17 protein-coding genes are annotated in these 18,220 nt (G+C 42.0%); 1 reads left to right on the top strand and 16 read right to left on the bottom strand.

What is annotated here, in order from left to right:
* Nucleotides 1–4: 4 nt before the first annotated feature.
* The 16 genes from AC5WJX_RS04125 to AC5WJX_RS04050 all read right to left on the bottom strand — a co-directional run bounded on the left by AC5WJX_RS04125 (nucleotide 5) and on the right by AC5WJX_RS04050 (nucleotide 17,240).
* On the bottom strand, nucleotides 5–1,171 hold the full coding sequence (locus tag AC5WJX_RS04125) for a glycosyltransferase family 4 protein (RefSeq protein ID WP_494483473.1): 1,167 nt from the start codon (nucleotides 1,169–1,171) through the stop codon (nucleotides 5–7).
* A 27-nt stretch (nucleotides 1,172–1,198) separates the two neighbouring features.
* A complete protein-coding gene (locus AC5WJX_RS04120; RefSeq protein ID WP_494483472.1) occupies nucleotides 1,199–2,074 on the bottom strand; it encodes a class I SAM-dependent methyltransferase in 876 nt (291 codons plus the stop codon).
* A gap of 60 nt (nucleotides 2,075–2,134) precedes the next feature.
* The gene (locus AC5WJX_RS04115; RefSeq protein WP_494483471.1) at nucleotides 2,135–3,457 is read right to left on the bottom strand and encodes a WcaI family glycosyltransferase; all 1,323 of its coding nucleotides are present in this window, start codon (nucleotides 3,455–3,457) and stop codon (nucleotides 2,135–2,137) included.
* A gap of 76 nt (nucleotides 3,458–3,533) precedes the next feature.
* Nucleotides 3,534–4,115, bottom strand: a complete 582-nt coding sequence (locus AC5WJX_RS04110) for an archaeosortase/exosortase family protein (RefSeq protein WP_494483470.1) — start codon at nucleotides 4,113–4,115, stop codon at nucleotides 3,534–3,536.
* Between the two features lie 68 nt (nucleotides 4,116–4,183).
* Nucleotides 4,184–4,396 (bottom strand): PID-CTERM protein-sorting domain-containing protein, encoded by a 213-nt coding sequence (locus tag AC5WJX_RS04105; RefSeq protein ID WP_440429410.1) that lies wholly within the window; start codon nucleotides 4,394–4,396, stop codon nucleotides 4,184–4,186.
* A 65-nt stretch (nucleotides 4,397–4,461) separates the two neighbouring features.
* Entirely contained in the window at nucleotides 4,462–5,367 is a 906-nt protein-coding gene (locus tag AC5WJX_RS04100) for a glycosyltransferase family 2 protein (protein WP_494483469.1), read from the bottom strand.
* On the bottom strand, nucleotides 5,336–5,917 hold the full coding sequence (locus AC5WJX_RS04095; RefSeq protein WP_494483468.1) for a DapH/DapD/GlmU-related protein: 582 nt from the start codon (nucleotides 5,915–5,917) through the stop codon (nucleotides 5,336–5,338). Before AC5WJX_RS04095 ends, AC5WJX_RS04100 begins: the two co-directional genes overlap by 32 nt.
* A 15-nt stretch (nucleotides 5,918–5,932) precedes the next feature.
* A complete protein-coding gene (locus AC5WJX_RS04090) occupies nucleotides 5,933–7,135 on the bottom strand; it encodes a glycosyltransferase (RefSeq protein ID WP_494483467.1) in 1,203 nt (400 codons plus the stop codon).
* Between the two features lie 9 nt (nucleotides 7,136–7,144).
* Nucleotides 7,145–8,302 (bottom strand): glycosyltransferase, encoded by a 1,158-nt coding sequence (locus AC5WJX_RS04085; RefSeq protein ID WP_494483466.1) that lies wholly within the window; start codon nucleotides 8,300–8,302, stop codon nucleotides 7,145–7,147.
* A 36-nt stretch (nucleotides 8,303–8,338) separates the two neighbouring features.
* Nucleotides 8,339–9,697 (bottom strand): hypothetical protein, encoded by a 1,359-nt coding sequence (locus AC5WJX_RS04080; RefSeq protein ID WP_494483465.1) that lies wholly within the window; start codon nucleotides 9,695–9,697, stop codon nucleotides 8,339–8,341.
* A gap of 32 nt (nucleotides 9,698–9,729) precedes the next feature.
* On the bottom strand, nucleotides 9,730–10,980 hold the full coding sequence (locus AC5WJX_RS04075; RefSeq protein WP_494483464.1) for a glycosyltransferase family 4 protein: 1,251 nt from the start codon (nucleotides 10,978–10,980) through the stop codon (nucleotides 9,730–9,732).
* Nucleotides 10,981–11,032: 52 nt separating this feature from the next.
* Nucleotides 11,033–13,375, bottom strand: a complete 2,343-nt coding sequence (locus AC5WJX_RS04070; protein ID WP_494483463.1) for a GumC family protein — start codon at nucleotides 13,373–13,375, stop codon at nucleotides 11,033–11,035.
* A 12-nt stretch (nucleotides 13,376–13,387) separates the two neighbouring features.
* Nucleotides 13,388–13,915, bottom strand: coding sequence for a UpxY family transcription antiterminator (locus AC5WJX_RS04065; protein ID WP_494483462.1), 528 nt, complete (start codon nucleotides 13,913–13,915; stop codon nucleotides 13,388–13,390).
* 45 nt (nucleotides 13,916–13,960) lie between these two features.
* The gene (locus AC5WJX_RS04060; RefSeq protein WP_494483461.1) at nucleotides 13,961–14,716 is read right to left on the bottom strand and encodes a polysaccharide biosynthesis/export family protein; all 756 of its coding nucleotides are present in this window, start codon (nucleotides 14,714–14,716) and stop codon (nucleotides 13,961–13,963) included.
* A gap of 593 nt (nucleotides 14,717–15,309) precedes the next feature.
* Entirely contained in the window at nucleotides 15,310–15,984 is a 675-nt protein-coding gene (locus AC5WJX_RS04055; protein ID WP_494483460.1) for an ATP-binding cassette domain-containing protein, read from the bottom strand.
* Nucleotides 15,985–16,298: 314 nt separating this feature from the next.
* On the bottom strand, nucleotides 16,299–17,240 hold the full coding sequence (locus AC5WJX_RS04050) for an NAD-dependent epimerase/dehydratase family protein (protein ID WP_494483459.1): 942 nt from the start codon (nucleotides 17,238–17,240) through the stop codon (nucleotides 16,299–16,301).
* Nucleotides 17,241–17,330: 90 nt separating this feature from the next.
* Here AC5WJX_RS04050 and AC5WJX_RS04045 point away from each other — a divergent pair, with 90 nt between their 5' ends.
* Nucleotides 17,331–18,176, top strand: coding sequence for an AraC family transcriptional regulator (locus AC5WJX_RS04045; RefSeq protein WP_494483458.1), 846 nt, complete (start codon nucleotides 17,331–17,333; stop codon nucleotides 18,174–18,176).
* Nucleotides 18,177–18,220 lie beyond the last annotated feature (44 nt).

The following is an 18,220-nucleotide window of genomic DNA, read 5'->3' as shown; positions in this document are numbered from 1 at the left end:
TCAGTTAGGCTGTTTTCAGAGGATAAGTTCTGTTTAAAAAATCGATAAAATCCTGTATAAGCTTTTTGCTTGCAAATTTCTCAACTACAATCCTCCTTGTTCTTTCCCCTTCAATGCTTAGTCTGTTCATTTGCGCCGATTTGATGTTTATTCCATTCACCACCGTACAATCTTTGATTTTTTTGTATAAATTCCCCTTCACACTCAGATCTACAAAGCCAGAGTACTCGTTACCTAAAATAAATTGAGCAGCTTTATGTGGGTGACAGATAATAGGAAGTCCGTGCAAACCGGCTTCTACTAGCACTGCACCTAGCCCCTCATTTAAGCTTGGTAACACAAATAGGTCTGCCGCGCGATATGCCTTCCCCAAATCGTCCTGATTAAACGTGTGCCATCGAACGTTAATATGCAGTTCCGCAGCTAGTCTTTTTAGATATGGCGTTTCATTTTCAGGCTGACCACAAAGGAGTAACAAAACGTCATTTAAGCCGTTGGCCATTTCCTCAAGTAAGTAATTTATGCGCTTATGATGAATGTTCCATGCTGCTACACACAACAATACAAATTGACGCTCATGAACGCCGAGTGCATTTCTGGCCTCAGACTTTGTGTATGCATAATCCGGTTCTTTACAAATATGAGGGATAACAGCACATCTTTCTGCCGCTGTGCCGGCTACTAATGCTTCCTGAAGGGCAAATTGGTGTAAATAAATCTGATAGTCAAATTGCTTTGCGAAATCGTGTCCAACAGGAGCACCATCACAAAACATCAAGCGATACTTCAGCTTAAATGCTTTCCGGAATTTCAACAGCATTTTAGCAAGCGTAGCTTCCTGGAGCCATATGATATCGGGTTTGTAGACAAGCAGCTGAAGTAGGAAGCCGAAACTATACGTCAGTTGCTCAAGTCTACACCCATCATGGATTACGCCTGTAATCCTCAGGATCTGGGCAACTTTCCCGTTTCTGGGTAAGTTCCAAATTCTGCTAGCACCCGGGAACTTGCCACCAGAAAATAATTTCGCGTTGATTTGCTTTTGAAGCTTGATATGATTGTACCAGGTGCTCGTCGAAATTTCAAAACCTCGGGAAATGTTACCTAAACCTGCACTTAGGAAAGCGATTTTCAATTCTCTTTCACCGATAAAAACCTTTTGTGTTTCCATTTAATCAGTAACAGCTATTCTTGTCTGCTAATTGGCAAATTTCTTAGCCACACACATCAGTGAAAGAGCACTGGTTTTTGCGCCCGGATTTCTTCCTGACAGAATATTTCCGATTCGGTATTTCAAGTCGGCTTTGCCAAGTTTTCCTTTTAGTGCATCAGCTCCTACCTCATGATTATGAGGGTAAACGTTTACCGAGAACCCGAGCGGGCCAAGGAGATTTTTAAACATATCTTGTGTTACACCATGCCCGGGTTTGTGATGTATTTCAGTGGCGAGTGCCCAGTACTGCTGATTATCGGTCTTGTGAAATCCGTGGCCAATTAGCTTATAGTAGTACAGCCGACCATTCCACAGCAACTTTGCTAAACCCTTATAATTCCATGCACTTTTTTGAGGATCATGATCGGTTACTAATAAACCTCCGGGCTTAACAAGGCGGGCCGCTTCTTTTAATACAGCTTCCATATCTTCACAGTGGTGTAATGCCGCGTTCAAAGTTACGATGTCGGCAAATCCAGATATCAGTGGCAAGTTAGTAGCGTCGGCCAACAATGGCGTGTACCCAAGGTCCGCTGCAATTTCAAGAGATTTTGGAGCCACATCGATGCCGATAAGAACCTTAGGTTTACCCTTCAAGGTCGCAAAGATATTTCCAGGACCACAACCAATATCTACAACGACTTTGTCTGTCCAGTCGCCCAGGGCCGCTGTCCATCTTGATCTGAAGTTTTCATTTCTGTGGCAATAAATTAAGTATTCTTCGGCCCAATCGAAATTTCCAAAATAGTAGGCGTTTGCCTTAATTGCTTCTGATGGGTTTGGAATCGAACATTCTAGATAACTGCCCACTTCATTGATTTCAGTACCTGCTTTGAGGTAAGGACTAATGATCGTTTTCATACTCGGTTTTTTTGTTATTTGGTAATTTTTAAATTGTGATTTAATGATGTGCCCTGGTACTCAAACCTTAACCTCCATCGGTGCGAATTGAGCGTTCATATTATATTGAATCGTCTCAGGAACATCAAACTCATAGGCCGGTTCAAGGTGCGATGAGTACTGGGAGATAATGTTTGCGATAGAAAAATTTTCCGAAGCATAGCGCTTAGCATTGTTACTTAGCTCGCTGATGTCACTTTCCAGCCCAGTTCGAATAACCGAAATCAAGGATTCGACATTCTCTGGAACAGCAATCAAACCAAGGTGGTGTTCGGCTACTAATTTGTATAATGAGGAACTTTTAATTGTAGTTACAACCGGTACGCCCCCGACTGCTAATATGTTAGTCAACTTAGAAGGCATGACCAGATCAGTGGCATTCGCTTTTTGAATAATCAAATGCAGGTCTGCCATGTTGAGAAAGTGGTTTAACTTTTCAATCGGCTGTGTTGGAAGAAAAATTAAATTGTCAAGTTTTAGCTTTTCCTTGATGGCAAAAAGTTTGTTTAGGTATGGACCGGAACCACAAATAACGAATTTGATTTGTGGTTGGTCACAAAAGGAAGCTGCAGCATAAAGGATGTTTTCTAAGCCCTGCTTTTCACCAATTGCACCGGAATAGAGCACAATTTTATCGGTCTTTTTAAAATTAAACTCTTCCTTCAGCGAAGATTTATCATGTTCGGGAAAAATCACCTTGTAATCGACCCAGTTTGGAAAGAACTGAACCCTACGTCCGCATTTTAACGTAACCTTTTCCATCATGCCAGCGGAGACACTGCTAACAACATCTGCCCTTTTCAGAATGTACTTTTCAATGCCAAAAAGGATATCAATAAGTGGTTTGGATTTTATAATATTTAGATCCCGTGCAGCATCAATCTGTAGATCCTGAATGTGATACAGAAATTTCGCACCCTTTATCTTCTTGTACAATATTGCCAGAAGGCCCGTTTCAAACGAGGGAACCACAGAAATAACATAATCGTGCTTTTTCTTAAACAAAAGGGCAAAAATGATCAGGAACGATGAAACGAAAAATGAAAGACCATTAAGCATTCTCTTAGCACCTGTGGGGGTACTTGGAACATATTGCGGACATCTGTAAATACTCACATTCCTTTCATAAAAAGGCTTGTAATATTTGACCTCTTTCCGGTACCAAAACGCCTTTTCTGCGTAGGGTTGCTGAACTTTCCATTGTGGATAATAGGGAAATGACGTAACGACTGTACAATCATATCCATTTTGTGCTAACCAGTCTATCATCTCCCCATTGTATTTTCCAATTCCGATGGGTTCTGGATAGAAGTTGCCTCCGATTAATAGTACTCGAGGTTGCATAATTTGAGATGTTTGTGATGAACATTAAAAAAGATTTAGTCACGTTGAGCAATTTGACCGCTAGAGTAGCAGTTGTTTAATTCGCAGATTGAATGTTCTTTGTAATAGTTGTAGGTTCAACTTTGTCTTCAGAATAGGAATACATCAATAATCCTATTAGGGTATACGCGGCAATGTTAAAGAGATCGTGGTGATCAAGTGAGGAGTTCTGAGCCCAGTTTCTGTCTAATGCAACCAGAAACAGTGCTATTCGAAAGCAGTTTACCAGGTAAATACAAAATATTCCGCCAATCCACCATAGAAGTTTCTTTTTCAAATTTCCCGAGTTTACGATAACAAAGGCCGTCCAGAAGCTCATGATTCCAATTCCCAAACAAGGAAGCCATATCTCTACTTCTATATCAGTTCCTATTTTCATCATCTGGGCGCCGGAGATATAGGACTCGGTTCCGAGTGCATTCGCGATAACATTAGCGGCTACCATCAAAATGCTCCGAATCCATTGAATGTAGTTAAGGTAGCTGTCAAGAAACGGGCTATATTGTGCCCCCTCCGGCGATACTATTCCGTGGTAACCAATGGAAAAGAAGTTTAGAACCAAGGTAAGCGCTGTGAGCTTCAGAAAAAATTTAAAACTGAAGTGTTTTATCCATTCCATTTCATTGTAGTAAAACAATAGTCCTTATCAGCCGGGTTGGTTTACTAAAGACTATTGTTGGTTAAAGGTTAGTTCTGATTTGCCTTGCGTTTGTTATAGGCTTTTTTAATACCATATGCCACGCCGGCAGCGATTAATAAGCTGGCGCCACCATCAAAAGGTGCACCATGGTGTCCCGGATTACCCGGGTTGGTCTTCGGCGGAATGTTAAGCGCACTTGCCGCCATTGTCATGCAGGTTAAACATGACACCAGGAGAATTTTCATTGTCATTTTTTTCATAATAATTGATTAAGGGTTTAAACAGATAAGTATTAAGTTCACGAGATACGTGCTGGAGATGTGATTTAGAGCTGGCTTTCTCTTATTTTGCAGTAAATCTGGGTGTAATAAGAAGTCCGGAGTATCGCATGTGCAAACCCTCTGGCACCATCCCGAAATCCGCGGAATAGAATATATGTTCCTAAAAAAAAAAGAGGTATAATAAAAATGCTCTTCATCAAGCGATACTTTACCTTTTGCTTCAATGTCCAGTGCTCAGATGCATTTTGCTTTTGAATGGCTTTCAAGAACCTCGCGGCTTCCCAACTTGCGTATTCATTGTGTTTGATCACAAACTTTGAAGTTCCATTTAAATCCCTGTGATCGATCTTGCATTTAATGCTTCCTATTTCGCCAAGAATAATCGGGTGTTCGTGCACTTCCATATCAAGGTTGCTCCACCTATCCTCATCAATTTGTTCGTATTCGCCTTTGCCCACCTGAAACAATGCGAGCTTTTTCAACGGGTAACCGCCTTTAAGCTCTTTCCCAAGGAAGTAAACCGTATAGTTTAGCCAGTACCCGCTTTTTTCGCTCTTGGGTAGCGTTGATCGAAGCTCTGCCTTGAATTCGGGTGTGAGATATTCATCTGCATCGACGAAAAGGACCCATTTAGTAGACAGCGTATGATTTCTTAAAAACCAGTTTCTTTTTTTGGGGAACTTTCCATTCCATTCAAAGTCAATCACCTTTGCCCCATAACTTGCAGCAATTTCTTTAGTCCGATCGGTACTACCAGAGTCAAGTACAACAACATTTGCAGCCAGATCTCTACCAATAGCTTCAAGGCATTTAGGTAGGTTTATTTGCTCATTCTTTGCTGGAATGGCAATCGTTAAATCAAGAAGGTCGTTATTCGACAGCACAGGTAAAGTTTGCGCGTTTGAAGGATCTTTTTTTTCACTTTCTAAAAGTATGGTATTGTTTATCATAGGAATTATCGTTGAATATTCTTGCTTTTATTGGCTTACAAGGGTGACCAGCACAAATTGTCCAGTCTGGCATATTCTTGGTAACCACGGAACGAGCACCAATTACGCAGCCCTTGCCGATGGTAATTCCTGGATGGACAAATGCATCTGCAGCTATCCAAGCATGATCTCCGACGTGTATAGGCATTGTGATCAGCGGAAAACCACTGCGACTATGATCGTGAGTTCCAGTGACCAAATGAGCTCCCTGGGATACTACTGCTCGCTTACCTATTGATATTTCACCTTGCGAATAGAGGGTCGCGCCTTTTGCGATGCCGCATTCATCTGCGAGTATCAGATTCCATGGGGCCCAAATTTTTACACCCGGATAAACATGAACGCCTTTACCGACTTTTGCTCCGAAAATGCGTAATAGGAATCCTCTCCACCGATGAAATGGACGTGGTGAGGGATCAAAAAACAGGGTAGCGACAATCCCCCAAATAACCCTTATCACTCTGTTTTTTAAAGAAAAAGAAGCTCCAACATGCGTGTCACTGTTTATCATAATGTATTTGAATGGTTATTGGAGTGCATCAATTAAATTAGCTGTAGCCGATGTAAGGGCGAAGTGCCGCTGAAAACAAATTCGTGCTCTTTCTTGCATCATTGCTCTAACACCCTGGTTTGTCGACATCCAGCGAAATAGCATATCGAATGTTCCTTCGATCGTATCATCGCCGATGATTGCCGCTTTTTCTTGTAGAATTTCAGCCTGGATGTTTACCTGGCTTGAAATTAGAACTGGCTTACCGCATGCTAGTGCCTCTACAACTGCGATCCCAAAATTTTCCTGATGGCTTGGCAGAATGAATGCTTCGCATCCATATAGTGTTGCCCATTTATCTGCGCCCGCAAGCATACCTGTAAATCGAACCTTTGCCTTTAGCCTTGGTCTTTCCGCCGTAAAATTCTGCAGCATCATCCCATAAGAAGAGTTCATTCCAGGTCCTGCAATTACAAGCTGGGGCACTTGTGTTGTATCATAAAGCAGTAGCAACTTGTCGTAAGCCTGTAATAGCAGGTCCACACCCTTTTTATTGTCAATCCTGCCGAGAAAGAGAATGTATTTTCCATATTGAACATCTGGGCAAATTTTACTGAAGTGTTCAATCATGCTGAACTCAAAACGAGGTGGATTCATAACACCTAAGCCAACTATGAGCTCCTTTTTCGGACGGTACGGCCGGAATGGTTGTCTGGCAAGCATACATTCTTGTTTACACGTAAAGAGCAAGCCATTAGAGTTGTTGACAATACTTCCTTCAATTACTTTCCAATACAACCAATTTCTAAGCGCTTTGGCTCTTCTCACTTTTGAACGTTGAAAATACGGGTCTAACATACCATGTGGCATAATGAAGAGATTTGGTATTTGTTCGTTTTTCTCTCGCCCGGAATCAACGAGGCTCTTATACTTTGATAGGGCCTTAGCAACAGCAAAACTGGAGTAGAGCCACAATCCATGAACGATTACGGTATCGAAGCGGCTGAAATTATTCAGGAGCCAGGGAATCAATGCGTCTGAATAACTCCACCTTCCGCTGGAGGGGCCAAGGTTGTTTACTCGATAGTTCACACCAGTTTCTTGCCTAACGGGTGCATCCAGGGTTAAAACCTCATTGTATATGCCTAATCTGGTAATTTCAGCGGCCATGGTTCTCACCGCCTGACTAACACCTCCTCTTTCCGGGTCAATCGTGTCTACTACATGCAGCAACTTCATATTTGGATTTTATACAACCTCTGAATATATTTTCTCGATCCTATTCAATGTAGATTCAAGATTAAAGCGTTTTGCATTCTCAAAACCAGCCTCCCTCCTGATAATAATAACATGTTCAGGTGCGGAGATGGCCTTTTCCACTACTTGAGCAGATTGATCGGCCCAAAATCGAACTTCTCGACCGCCCTTAGGTCTGCGGTCAATGTACAATGCGGCATTTCCGCCTACCTCAGTCATAGGTGCCTGGTTGGTGGTTATCACCACACATCCACAAGCCATAGCCTCTCCAATCGGCCAACCAAAACCTTCGGCTAAAGAAGGAAAGAGTAGTATTCGAGCACCGGAATATGCGTACCGAAGAAAATCATCATTTCTTCCGGTAATGAAATGGATATCTTTTCGATAGCGTGATCCACAAACGATTTCAATTAGTTCCTCAGATGGATAGTCGCCAACTAAAAGCAAGGGTACGTTAAAGTCGGTGATCAAACGCCAAGCACTATATATTTCAACAACTCCTCGCCTGTTCTTGTACCACTGATTTCCACCCACATGTAGGATGTAACCGTTGGACACCTTTATGCCGGTATTCGTGTGGATGTATGTTCTTGCCGACATAGGATCAAGTGGATAAAACTTATCTTTCAAGCCGTTATAAACGACTTCATTCATTATGTTGCGTTCTGCATGAAAATGCTTCAAATGTTCACTGGTCTTTTTCGAGACTGCAATGAAATTTTTTGCACGACAGAAGCCTCTTTTAATGAAATTCTGATAATACCGTCCCGTCCAGCTCGTAAAATTTTCTTCAATCAACCCTGAGGCAGATTGCAGTGCCAAAAAGTCGTGGCAATGGACTACATGCCTTTTCCTGCAAACGAGCGGTATCCAAGGTCCAAGTGCCTGATCAGTAAAGACAAATAAGGTATCCTTCTTACATCTACTAATTTTTAGGCGCACGATTGCTGGAAAAATGATAAACTGATCGAGATAGCCAAGCCATTTACGGGTTCCCCCACCAGCTGAAAACTTGGAGAATTCAGCCTCAGGTCGCCAAATTTGAACGTTGTGTCCTCGTTCCTGCATGCCGCTGTATAAGATGCTTGTAAAGTCATCCATGGAACGTAACTTCAGAAATAAGGGGTGTGCAAAAAATACGATATCCACGCTTCTAAATTCTTTAAAGTCGATGATGAGAATACGTTAATAGACCCTGGCTGGAATACCATGATTTTCGCGACTATGAAGACTTGCCAATGCTAAGCCTGTTACGATAATACAAAAACCTAATGAGGTCGGTTGAGCCCATCCGGCATGAGCGATTGAAAGTGCACCTACACTAGAGAGTATCCATGGTAAAACAACGCCATGTCTTGCCTTATTCAGGCTCATAATGACCAAACGGATCGCGAGTTTGAACCTTAAGAAGACGATTGCCAGTCCGAAAACAGGACCTATTTCCCCTATTATTCTGCCCCATTCACCTTCAGCAATCAAAAATTGTCTGCCGCCGGTTAATAGCATTGAGCCAACATTTGTGCCCATACCGACACCATTGCCGAAGAACGGCTGATTTGGAGATAACATGATGGCATGAATTAAGCCCCCGAGAAAACGGTCGAGAATAACGCCGTCCAGCCCCCCTTCGGTCGCATTCGCACTCTCGAATCGCGAGGTGAATGCTGCCGTAGCCGTACTAAAGTATGGGGTGAAACTTAGGATCACCAATGCACCAAAAATTGCAGCGATAATCAAGATCAATCCTCCAGTATACTTTGGATTAAGTAATATTGCTATAAATGCGAAAGACAAGGAAATTGTCAACTGAAATAGCAAAGTCCGGCTAATCGAAAATGGAACTGCAAGTAGAATGGCAATGCTTCCAGCCACCAGCAACATTCGGTTAATTTCCTTGACATGAAACCAAAAATAAATCACAAAGCACGCTGCGAAATTGAAAAAAAGTGCGGTCCCATTTGTAAATGAAAATGTCCCCGGCGGCCGATAAAAATTCATTGCACCGCTAAACCCACCACCGGCCTCCCCACCAACACTTTTGTTAATCCATGCTGTTTGCGGACTATAGAATTGGGTGATAATCAACATGACCATGGGAATACTGATAAATACTGTCCACCGACCAAGCTTGAGTATGTCCTCGCTATTTAACACCCTGGCAATAACGAATATCAGCGGGAAATGCAACAGGAAAATGCGGGAGCCATAAATCGCAACAAACAGGTCACCATGTCCCACAAAGAATGCAGTATAGATCGCCAGAAATCCTATTATTGCTGTCGACATGGTATATTGGTTATATTCAATGTAACCTTGCCTCCAGGCAGCAATCAATATCCACAAGGCCAGAGGATCTCTTAGCACCAACAAAGGTCCAGATAGGGAAGGCAAAAACCACTTGCGCAATGCGCCGTCAAATAGGACTAAAAGAAAATAGATCCATACCGCAGTAACAATGCGGTCTTTGGCAATTTCCCTTTTTTCGATTTTGACATCTACCGCAGTATTTGTTTGGACACCTGCTGGATATTTGAGCGTATTCATCTGTATAAACCGTAAATGTTTCAGGGGTTAGTCTAGCTCGCGGAATGTTCCAGAAGTTCCGAAACAATGTGAGACCCATAGGCCTCCCAGGTGTAGTTAGCGGCATGTTTTTGTGCGATACGCCCCATCTCCTTTGCTTTAGATCTGTTTTCCAAAAACCAATGGAGCTTATTTGCGATTGCCTCTGCTGAACGTATTGGAACCAGAAACCCTGTCTCTCCTTCTACTATTAAGTCTGCGCCCCCAGTATTTGGGGTGATGATTAAAGGAAGCCCTTGACTCATGGCCTCCTGCATCACCAAGGCGCGCCCCTCAACAATTGAAGGCAAGCATAACACATCGCAGGATCGCATAAGATCCAGAACTTTATGATGAGGCCGGTTTGTCATATAGGTGAATGATGGAAGTTGAGCGCGGTAGAATTCCAGTGGAGCCGTTAAAGAGCCCATGACGACCAGCTCTATATGAGGGCTATTCACCAACTTTAATGCTTTGAACAGATCTCCTAAACCTTTCCTTTGGGACAATGACCCCACAAACAACACTCTTAATTTTCCTTCATTAGCTGAGCGATGGGCACTTATGTTTGCTATTGAGCAATCAGGTGAACCAAAAGGTGACACAATAATTTGTTTTGTTTCCGCCCAGTCTGGAATAGACTCCTTTACAAACCCACCAGGCGTAACTACCACATCTGCCAATGCCATTTCCTGGGTTTTACGTTCAAGTTTTTCCTCGGAGTCGTTTATACCTCCGCCTAAAGTCACCGCCCAACAAGGAAGTCGATCTGCTTCTTCCTGCATTAGCAATCGCCCGGTTTCCCAGTATGCAATTGGTAAATCATAAATACAGGTTAGTCCGCGCTCCTTGGCTCGTTTAAATGTCTGCAATGAACCATCTTCATATCCGTATACGGCACTTACTTGCTTTTGCTTTCCTAATCTGCATACCCGCGATGCCACTTCATGGTCTAATTTTCGGTACACAGCATCAATACCCGCCCAGGAATTTTCCTTTGTTGTGTATCTTTCAAGGCCAAATTTAGGAAGTAAGATTCGTGCCAGTTCCACTATCGGGTGTGACTTTAACAGGTTTGACGAAACCGGAAAATGCCGCCTAAGAAGTTGCTCCCTAATATTGGAGCTCATAAAGTTTAGCCATTTAGAACCGGAGTGAACAGCAATCGTGGTATTAAACTCCGCAAGCATATTCGTGCGTTCTAAAGCGCTTATAACTGCTCGGACGTTTGCGTTTCCGGTCGGATGAGCCATGAGTATTTTCATCTCTTTAGGTTAATATTCAAAATATACGGGCTCGAAGCACATTAGGATCGAATCAGTTGGCTCTGAAAATTGAAAAACTCAATTTGTTCTGATCTCCCGTATAATATTGAGCGCCATATTTCTTAGAATAGGCAAGGCCTTCCCCGCTTACCACCCCATTAAACACAAGATGAAGGTTATTTAAACTTCCATCGTAGTTAAGTTGGTTGATAGACCTTAGCTGAGATTTGAGTGTATAGTTCTGGCGTAAAATAAATAATGTTGAATCACTATATTTTGTCAATATCAGGGCGTCCGTCACCAGTTCAACGGGTGGTGTGTCAACAAGGATCTCGTCAAAATGCTGGCGGAGCCAGGCAATAAGGTCATCCATTGCGGGTCGCTCTAACTTTTCCGAAGGATCTTCATTACTTGCTCCTGCGGATATTACAAAGAGATCTGGATGGGAGTTTGAAGACTGTACAATTTGTTCTTTAAACGCCTTTCCATCCAAATAGTCACTCAGCCCAAGTTGTTCGCGAAGCTGCAATGAATTGGCAAGCTGAGGCTTTCTTAGATCCGCATCCACAATTACCGTCTTGCGTCCGGCAGCTGCCATTACTGCAGCCAGATTTCTGCATATCATGCTCTTTCCCTCACCAGGAATTCCAGAAGTTAGCATGGTAACTTTGCCATATCCATTTCTACCGTTTATATGACTAAGTTTGGTCCTTAACGTTCTAAACTGTTCAGCCATCATTGTTCTTGAACTTGCTGCATCCAGCATCGTAGGCATTGACTTTTGGTAGGATAACTCACCGATCATCGGTACCTGCACCATTGCTTCAATTTCACTTGCCGTTATAACTTTATTATTCAATAGCTGTCTTGCAAAGATAACTCCAGCAGGAAATACCAAACCAAAAATGAAAGCCAATGCATAAGTGAAGTTTGCGTTGTGTGTTTCTGGAAATCCAAAATGTGCCTGATCTACAATTCTACTGTCGAGTAGCTTAGATGCATTATTCATCCCTGCCTCTTCTCGCTTTTGAAGTAAAAAAATGTACAGCTCTTCCTTAATACTTTGTTGGCGCTTAATATTGATATATTCTCGTTCCTGCCCAGGCAACTTCTTGATAGAATGCTCAAAGGTTTTGTTGAAGCCCCTAAGTTGGTTTCGGGTTGCTAATAAACTCCGCTTAATTCCTTTTATATTTTCCCTGATCGCGTTTTTTGTGATGCTGATTTGGCGGTTAATGGGAATAAATAAAGGATTTTTCTCGGGAGTATTCGATAGTAAGCGTTCTCGTTGGGTTTCAAGTTTGATAAGCTGATCAATTAGGGAAACCAGTCCTGGATCAGAGATCCCAGTAATCGCAGGTGCATTACCATCACTCACAGGAGAATTGATATATTTCTGAATTTCGTTAATGATTTCAAGCTGTACATTTACGTCATTCAACCTGGAATCATTAGATTTTACATTTTCCAGGTATACTTGAGACTCAGCAGACAAATTCGTGATTCCTCTACTACTTTTATACGTTTCAATCCGTTTTTCTATGTTGTTCAGCTCAGCCGTGATCGAATTCAGCCGGTCATTTAAAAAATTCAGGGTACTCTGGTTTACCTTGTTTTTATAATCTATGGAAGCCATATTGTAGGCTCTGATGACTCCGTTAATTACGTCTGCACCACGTTCAGGAACAGTCTCATACATACTTAGCAGTACAATGGCGCTTTGTTGGGTTTGCATTACGGCATTGAAGCCCGAAAGATAGCTCTCCGTAACAGCGCTTGGGTCTTCTACATAGATTCGAATTGTTTGGCCTAAGTATCTTTCAATGTTTTCAGTTGGTAAAAGTTTCCATGAGCCCCAGGTACTCTTAAGCGGTTCACCGAACGAATAGACAGTTTCCGACCTGGCTTGCTTTAAAGAGAATGATTTTTTATCGTGAATAATGATTTCCAGAAACTGCGTGGAATGGTCGCGTCGGGGCTCATTGATAACCAGCCTTACTGGAGTACTGCCGTATACATCAATCGGTTTGAAGTCGGCCATGGTATAATACGAAATTGCTAGATCCAGGTCTTTAACTACTTTCTCCATGATCGTTCTTGATCTTAGAATTTCAATTTCGTCTTCTACCTTTTTTGCCGCCGATAACTGTTGGCCTTCCATTTTTACGCTTGGGCCAACATTCTCATCATTGATCAAAATCTTCGCCTGCACTGTATAAATGGGCGTATCGGATTTTAAATAGACATATCCAGCCACTAAGCAAATCAAGATGCTGATCACAAAGTAAGGCCAAAAACGAAAATAGGCCTTGAATACACCGATTAGGTTTATCGGACTATGGTCAGATGGAGCATTCTTCAACCCTACGGGCAAGCTATATGGGGCGTTACTCATTTTCTCTTATTTTTAAATCGCAATCCGTTGGATCATCTGCCCCTGCTTAGTTATCTTTTTTACGTTATCGATTTCAACTTCTGTCGTCATGAAGTATCTTAAGGAGGGTAGTGAAACACGCACAGACTTTTTGCCGATTGAAATCACACTCCCTTCGATATCCGCAAAAGGCCCATTTATTATTTTAACAGGGTCCTGCACATTAAGCAAAAGCGGATCTAGTCTCACATTTACATAATTATTCAAAAATTCTTTGATGATGGTAATCTCCTTAGCTGGGATGATCGCAGGTCGACCAAGCCAGTACACGAAGTTAACAACCCCTAATACCTGCCGGATCTTGGCTAATTCCTTGTTTGAAATTCTAACAAATACGTAAGACGTAAAAAGCGGTTCTTCCACCGTTTTTTTACGGTCACTCCATTGTCGGACGACTTTGTTTAGGGGACAATAGTTTTCAATGTTAAGTTTGCTTAGTTGTTCTGCAACTTTCTTTTCCCAGCGTGACTTTGTGTACACGGCATGCCATTGATATTCCATAAAGCGTGGTTTGAGCGTAAGAGAATTATTATTTAGATTTAAAAATTATCGTGTGAGAAAAATTGCTGCAACCGATACGATAGACAATAGAAGACCTATCCGTTGGTAAGTTGGATCGAGTGAAGCAAACTTACTTTTTCCGGCTTCCGCGTAGATGATGTCGTTATTTCTAAGATAGTAATAGGGTGAATTAAATAAATCCTTAGAGCGAAGATCGACAGGGATGTACTCGCGCTCCCCATTCTGCTCGCGAATAAGAATTAAACGCCTGATTGCAGTAATATTTAAGTCGCCTGCCAGACTCAAGGCTTCAGGAATGGACAACCTAGTGCTTTGTACATTGAAAAGTCCTGGGTTACCAACGTCACCAATTATAGATATCTTGAAGTTCAGCAACTTCGCGATAACTACAGGTTCTTTCAGATAAGGCTGCAATTTGACCTGAATCCGCTCGCGTACCTGTGCAGTTGTTAAATTTGCCACCTGCATGGATCCAATTACAGGAAGTTGGATCTCTCCATTTTGGTCAACAGTATATCCGGCAGAACTTGCTGTGGCACCTGATACGCTGTTTGAAGCAAAGTTAAATATTGCTGATGATTCAGGATTAAGACTACTGATGCTGATCGCTAAAACATCTTCAGGTTGAATCGTAATCGGACTGAAGTTTTTGATCGGTTCCCGCGTTGTCGACTCTCGGTTAAGATCCTGGAAATAGGTCGCTTTCTTGTAAGAGTTGCAAGAAATAAATAGCAAGCTTATTAAAACAAGGAAGCTGGAAAGCTTAGTAAAAAATCTCATAATTATGTAAGTAGTTTGATTTGCGTTAATTTCTTCCTGATGCTGAGCATCACTGAGAATTTCTACTTCGACTGCATGGCTTCGCCCACTTTCAGTCACATTTACTTGTTGATCTGAAGGTTTGTTTTTAAAGCAACTAAAGACTTAATTGTTGTTAGTGAATTTACCTCATGTGTTATAAATAAAAGAATCAATTTAATTATTGTGTAAATACCTGCGTAATTCGAGAAATTTCAGGTGTACCTGTGTAATTACTTATGGTGAAGCTGTGAAATTCAGGGTAAAGTAGTCGTCGTTATCTGTAACTCCGTGTTCCACAGTGCATTTGACCCAAGTCTCAACGGACATTTGGAAGCCTAGAATCCGCCCATTTATCTACATTTCGAATCTTATTTCCAATTCTCCAGGCTAGCCCACCGAACCGACCTGAATTTAGCCCGAAACAAAATTTTAGAAATAGATGCTTTTGTTTAACATTTACGAAATGCTTGCCAGATACTTTCTACATCATAAGGCGCTTCCTCTATAAAGTCAGGCTTGCCAACTGCGCGCGTAGCGCCAGGAATATTAATATTGGTCTTTGTTAAATGTGCTTATGTATCCGGAAGCGCTGTAGCCGGCAAATATCCGAGTGCCACTAAATCCCTGTACTCCTTTACAGGTTTTGTATTTCCATTATCAAGCATTACCACATTCGTAGATAGGTCTAAAACATTTTGATAATCGTGGTCAGTAATGATAAAACCTTTGTCCTTAGCATGTTCTTTGATTAATGTTTTGATTACCTCAATAAACAATGGTGATATGCCACTGAATGGCTCATCAAGCAACAGATATTTTGCACCTGAATGTAGCATGATCACAATTTCGACCAGCCGCCGCTCTCCTCCAGACAACTGTCCAGGCTTATGCTTCAAAAAGGGCCTAACAAACTCGTTCTGCTTGACTCGCTGTCTTGATGCCTCGGTACAAATGCAGCTAATGATATCCTTAATTTTCACGTGACCTGGTAGGAAGCCTTCAAGTGGAAGGTATTGTATCATTTTATGGCTATTATACAACGAGCCGACTTTAACACCATCCACAGAAACAAACCTGTTCTCCGCCCTGATTGTCCCAAAAATGATCTTCATCAAAGTCGACTTCCCTGAACCATTTCGTCCAAGCAACCCGACAATCTGCCCGGTTTTACATGAAAGAAAAATGTCGCTAAGAAGCTGTGTGTCCCCAAAGTGCTTCCTAACACTATCGACATGTAACCCGTTCATAATAGCATAAAACTCAATCCCACAAGCGAACTGATGACAACTGTAGTTAACCAAAGAAAAGGCTTATTAAGTCCTTGGTTGTGGTAAAAATAGTATTCTCCAGGATATCTGATTTCATAGCTCAAATAATGGAATAGTGGAAGTAAAAAGAAAAAGGAGAAACCAAGCCCGCCGAAAAAATTAACCAGGGTCATACCGAAACTTGAGAGTACAGCAGAAAATAGGAGCGCTGGGAAAACAATCCTTTTATAGAACAGAAATAATCCTTTAATCGTGCGCATTATGCAAGAGCTTTAGCACAACAATATAGATATTTATGGTCGATAATTAAGCTTAAACCAATCTGCTGTTGTTTTAATTGCCTCCTCATAGGGAGTTGGAACAAATCCGTAGGCCTTTTCGAATTTTGCAGAACTAAATAGAAATGGGAATTCATCTTGATAGTTCATCTCATAAGCGTCACGCATAAATGGGTTAAACCAGCCGATCATCTTTAACAGCCATTTAGGTAACACCGTTACCTTATCTGAAGCGTTCATATATTTTGCCGCGATTTTAATGAACTGTCTACCGGTTGCAGCTGGTTGGACACTAGGCAGATGCCAGACCTGTCCATAGGCACTTTCATCATGGCTTAGAATGTCCAATGCACGAGCGGCATCCGGGATGTAGTTGTAGGACCTTGGTACATCTGGGTTTATAAACCATTGTGCTTTTTTCCCTTTAGCCATATTCGTAAAGACAAGAAGCCCTGCGGCACTTTTGTCTACGACTTCAGGTCCGTAGAAATCAACCGCCCGTGCAATAACCGCATTAATTTTGCCCGCTCGCATTTCTGATTGCAAGGTTGCTGCCACCTCCGCTCTAACTGCCCCCTTTTTACTCGATGGATGATAAGGTGTTTCTTCCGTGATCACACCATCTACTCTACCATACATATAAACGTTATCGAAAAATACTAGCTTGGCGTTTGATGCTTTACAGGCCTCTATAACATTATGAATTATTACAGGCCATTCTGCTTGCCATACCTTAGCATTATAGGTTATTCCAACAAGTAGATAAACGATTTCCGATCCCTCAACAGCCTTAAAGACCTGCTCCCGGTTAAGCAGGTTAGCCGACATGTTGTCCACGCCCGGTACTGATCTCGATGATCTGGATACCAATCTGATCTGATGTCCTTTCGCACTTAGAATTGGAAAGAGTGCATTTGCAATGGTGCCATTGGCACCAAGTAAAGTATGAAGTCCCATGTTCTTGTAAATTAAAGTGTTACTTTTGTTTGTTACTTTACAAATCTACAAGTAAGGTCAACATCGAAATTGTAAGAAAACGAATGATCTATGAAATATGCTGGTCATAAATACACCGCATCGGCAGCTCTTTCAGCATTGATAGAATACATCTATACGATCTCTATCCCTGATCATGCAGAAGCACAGCTTTATCACATCGCGCCAAGCTTGGAGCGAATGATTGTATTCAGCTTTGGCAGCACCTATCAATGTGCGGCGGGTCCAGACGCAGCTTTTAAGGATGTTTCCGCCCGCGTTGTGATATTAGGGCCAGTGCGTCAGATGTTCAATGCCTTGCTTACTCCGGGATCTGATTTGCTGGTTTGTTGTTTCATCAATGATGGTTTTTATCGACTTGAATCCTCGATAGGCTCCAGTAAACTATTGGATGAATTGAATGTCCTTTGGAGTGCCTTGAAGGAGGTATTTCAGGATGAAGACCGGATAGATGTACTAAATGCGTACCTGCTTGCTCATGCCGCTTCATCGGATCCGGAAGTTCATTCATTGGTAGACAGCATTACAGAAATCCATCATTCCAGTTTGAATCCTGTTGATGTCGTTGCTGCTAAAGCTTCCGTGTCATCGCGCACAGTTCAGATGCGCTTTAAAAAATATGCCGGATACTCTTCTAAGGCTTTACTTCGGTATCTTCGCTTCAAGCGGCTGATCGCATGGCTAGTCGTTAATCATACATCAGAATTCAGTTGGATGGACCTCGTCCTGAGATTTGGCTATCATGATCAAAGCCATATGATCAAGGATTTTAGATACTTCACAGGATTATCACCAAACAAGCTGTTGCAAATATGCCGGCAAGAAAATCTTTGTCTTAGCAGAGATTACCTGGAACACCAGGTAACACTGCCAGCAGCAAATCAGGACATCGACTGACGCCCGGTAAAATAATTCAAAATATATTTTGCATCTGATATAAT

This window comes from Pedobacter sp. NEAU-ZC8, assembly GCF_059278965.1.
Note: the sequence above shows the minus strand (reverse complement) of the source record. Positions and strands in the feature narration are given on the sequence as shown.

Bases quoted from the DNA above. Each gene is read 5' to 3' on its own strand.
- AC5WJX_RS04125 (WP_494483473.1), bottom strand. From the start codon at position 1,171: ATGGAAACACAAAAGGTTTTTATCGGTGAAAGAGAATTGAAAATCGCT.
- AC5WJX_RS04120 (WP_494483472.1), bottom strand. From the start codon at position 2,074: ATGAAAACGATCATTAGTCCTTACCTCAAAGCAGGTACTGAAATCAAT.
- AC5WJX_RS04115 (WP_494483471.1), bottom strand. From the start codon at position 3,457: ATGCAACCTCGAGTACTATTAATCGGAGGCAACTTCTATCCAGAACCC.
- AC5WJX_RS04110 (WP_494483470.1), bottom strand. From the start codon at position 4,115: ATGGAATGGATAAAACACTTCAGTTTTAAATTTTTTCTGAAGCTCACA.
- AC5WJX_RS04105 (WP_440429410.1), bottom strand. From the start codon at position 4,396: ATGAAAAAAATGACAATGAAAATTCTCCTGGTGTCATGTTTAACCTGC.
- AC5WJX_RS04100 (WP_494483469.1), bottom strand. From the start codon at position 5,367: ATGATAAACAATACCATACTTTTAGAAAGTGAAAAAAAAGATCCTTCA.
- AC5WJX_RS04095 (WP_494483468.1), bottom strand. From the start codon at position 5,917: ATGATAAACAGTGACACGCATGTTGGAGCTTCTTTTTCTTTAAAAAAC.
- AC5WJX_RS04090 (WP_494483467.1), bottom strand. From the start codon at position 7,135: ATGAAGTTGCTGCATGTAGTAGACACGATTGACCCGGAAAGAGGAGGT.
- AC5WJX_RS04080 (WP_494483465.1), bottom strand. From the start codon at position 9,697: ATGAATACGCTCAAATATCCAGCAGGTGTCCAAACAAATACTGCGGTA.
- AC5WJX_RS04075 (WP_494483464.1), bottom strand. From the start codon at position 10,980: ATGAAAATACTCATGGCTCATCCGACCGGAAACGCAAACGTCCGAGCA.
- AC5WJX_RS04070 (WP_494483463.1), bottom strand. From the start codon at position 13,375: ATGAGTAACGCCCCATATAGCTTGCCCGTAGGGTTGAAGAATGCTCCA.
- AC5WJX_RS04065 (WP_494483462.1), bottom strand. From the start codon at position 13,915: ATGGAATATCAATGGCATGCCGTGTACACAAAGTCACGCTGGGAAAAG.
- AC5WJX_RS04060 (WP_494483461.1), bottom strand. From the start codon at position 14,716: ATGAGATTTTTTACTAAGCTTTCCAGCTTCCTTGTTTTAATAAGCTTG.
- AC5WJX_RS04055 (WP_494483460.1), bottom strand. From the start codon at position 15,984: ATGAACGGGTTACATGTCGATAGTGTTAGGAAGCACTTTGGGGACACA.
- AC5WJX_RS04050 (WP_494483459.1), bottom strand. From the start codon at position 17,240: ATGGGACTTCATACTTTACTTGGTGCCAATGGCACCATTGCAAATGCA.
- AC5WJX_RS04045 (WP_494483458.1), top strand. From the start codon at position 17,331: ATGAAATATGCTGGTCATAAATACACCGCATCGGCAGCTCTTTCAGCA.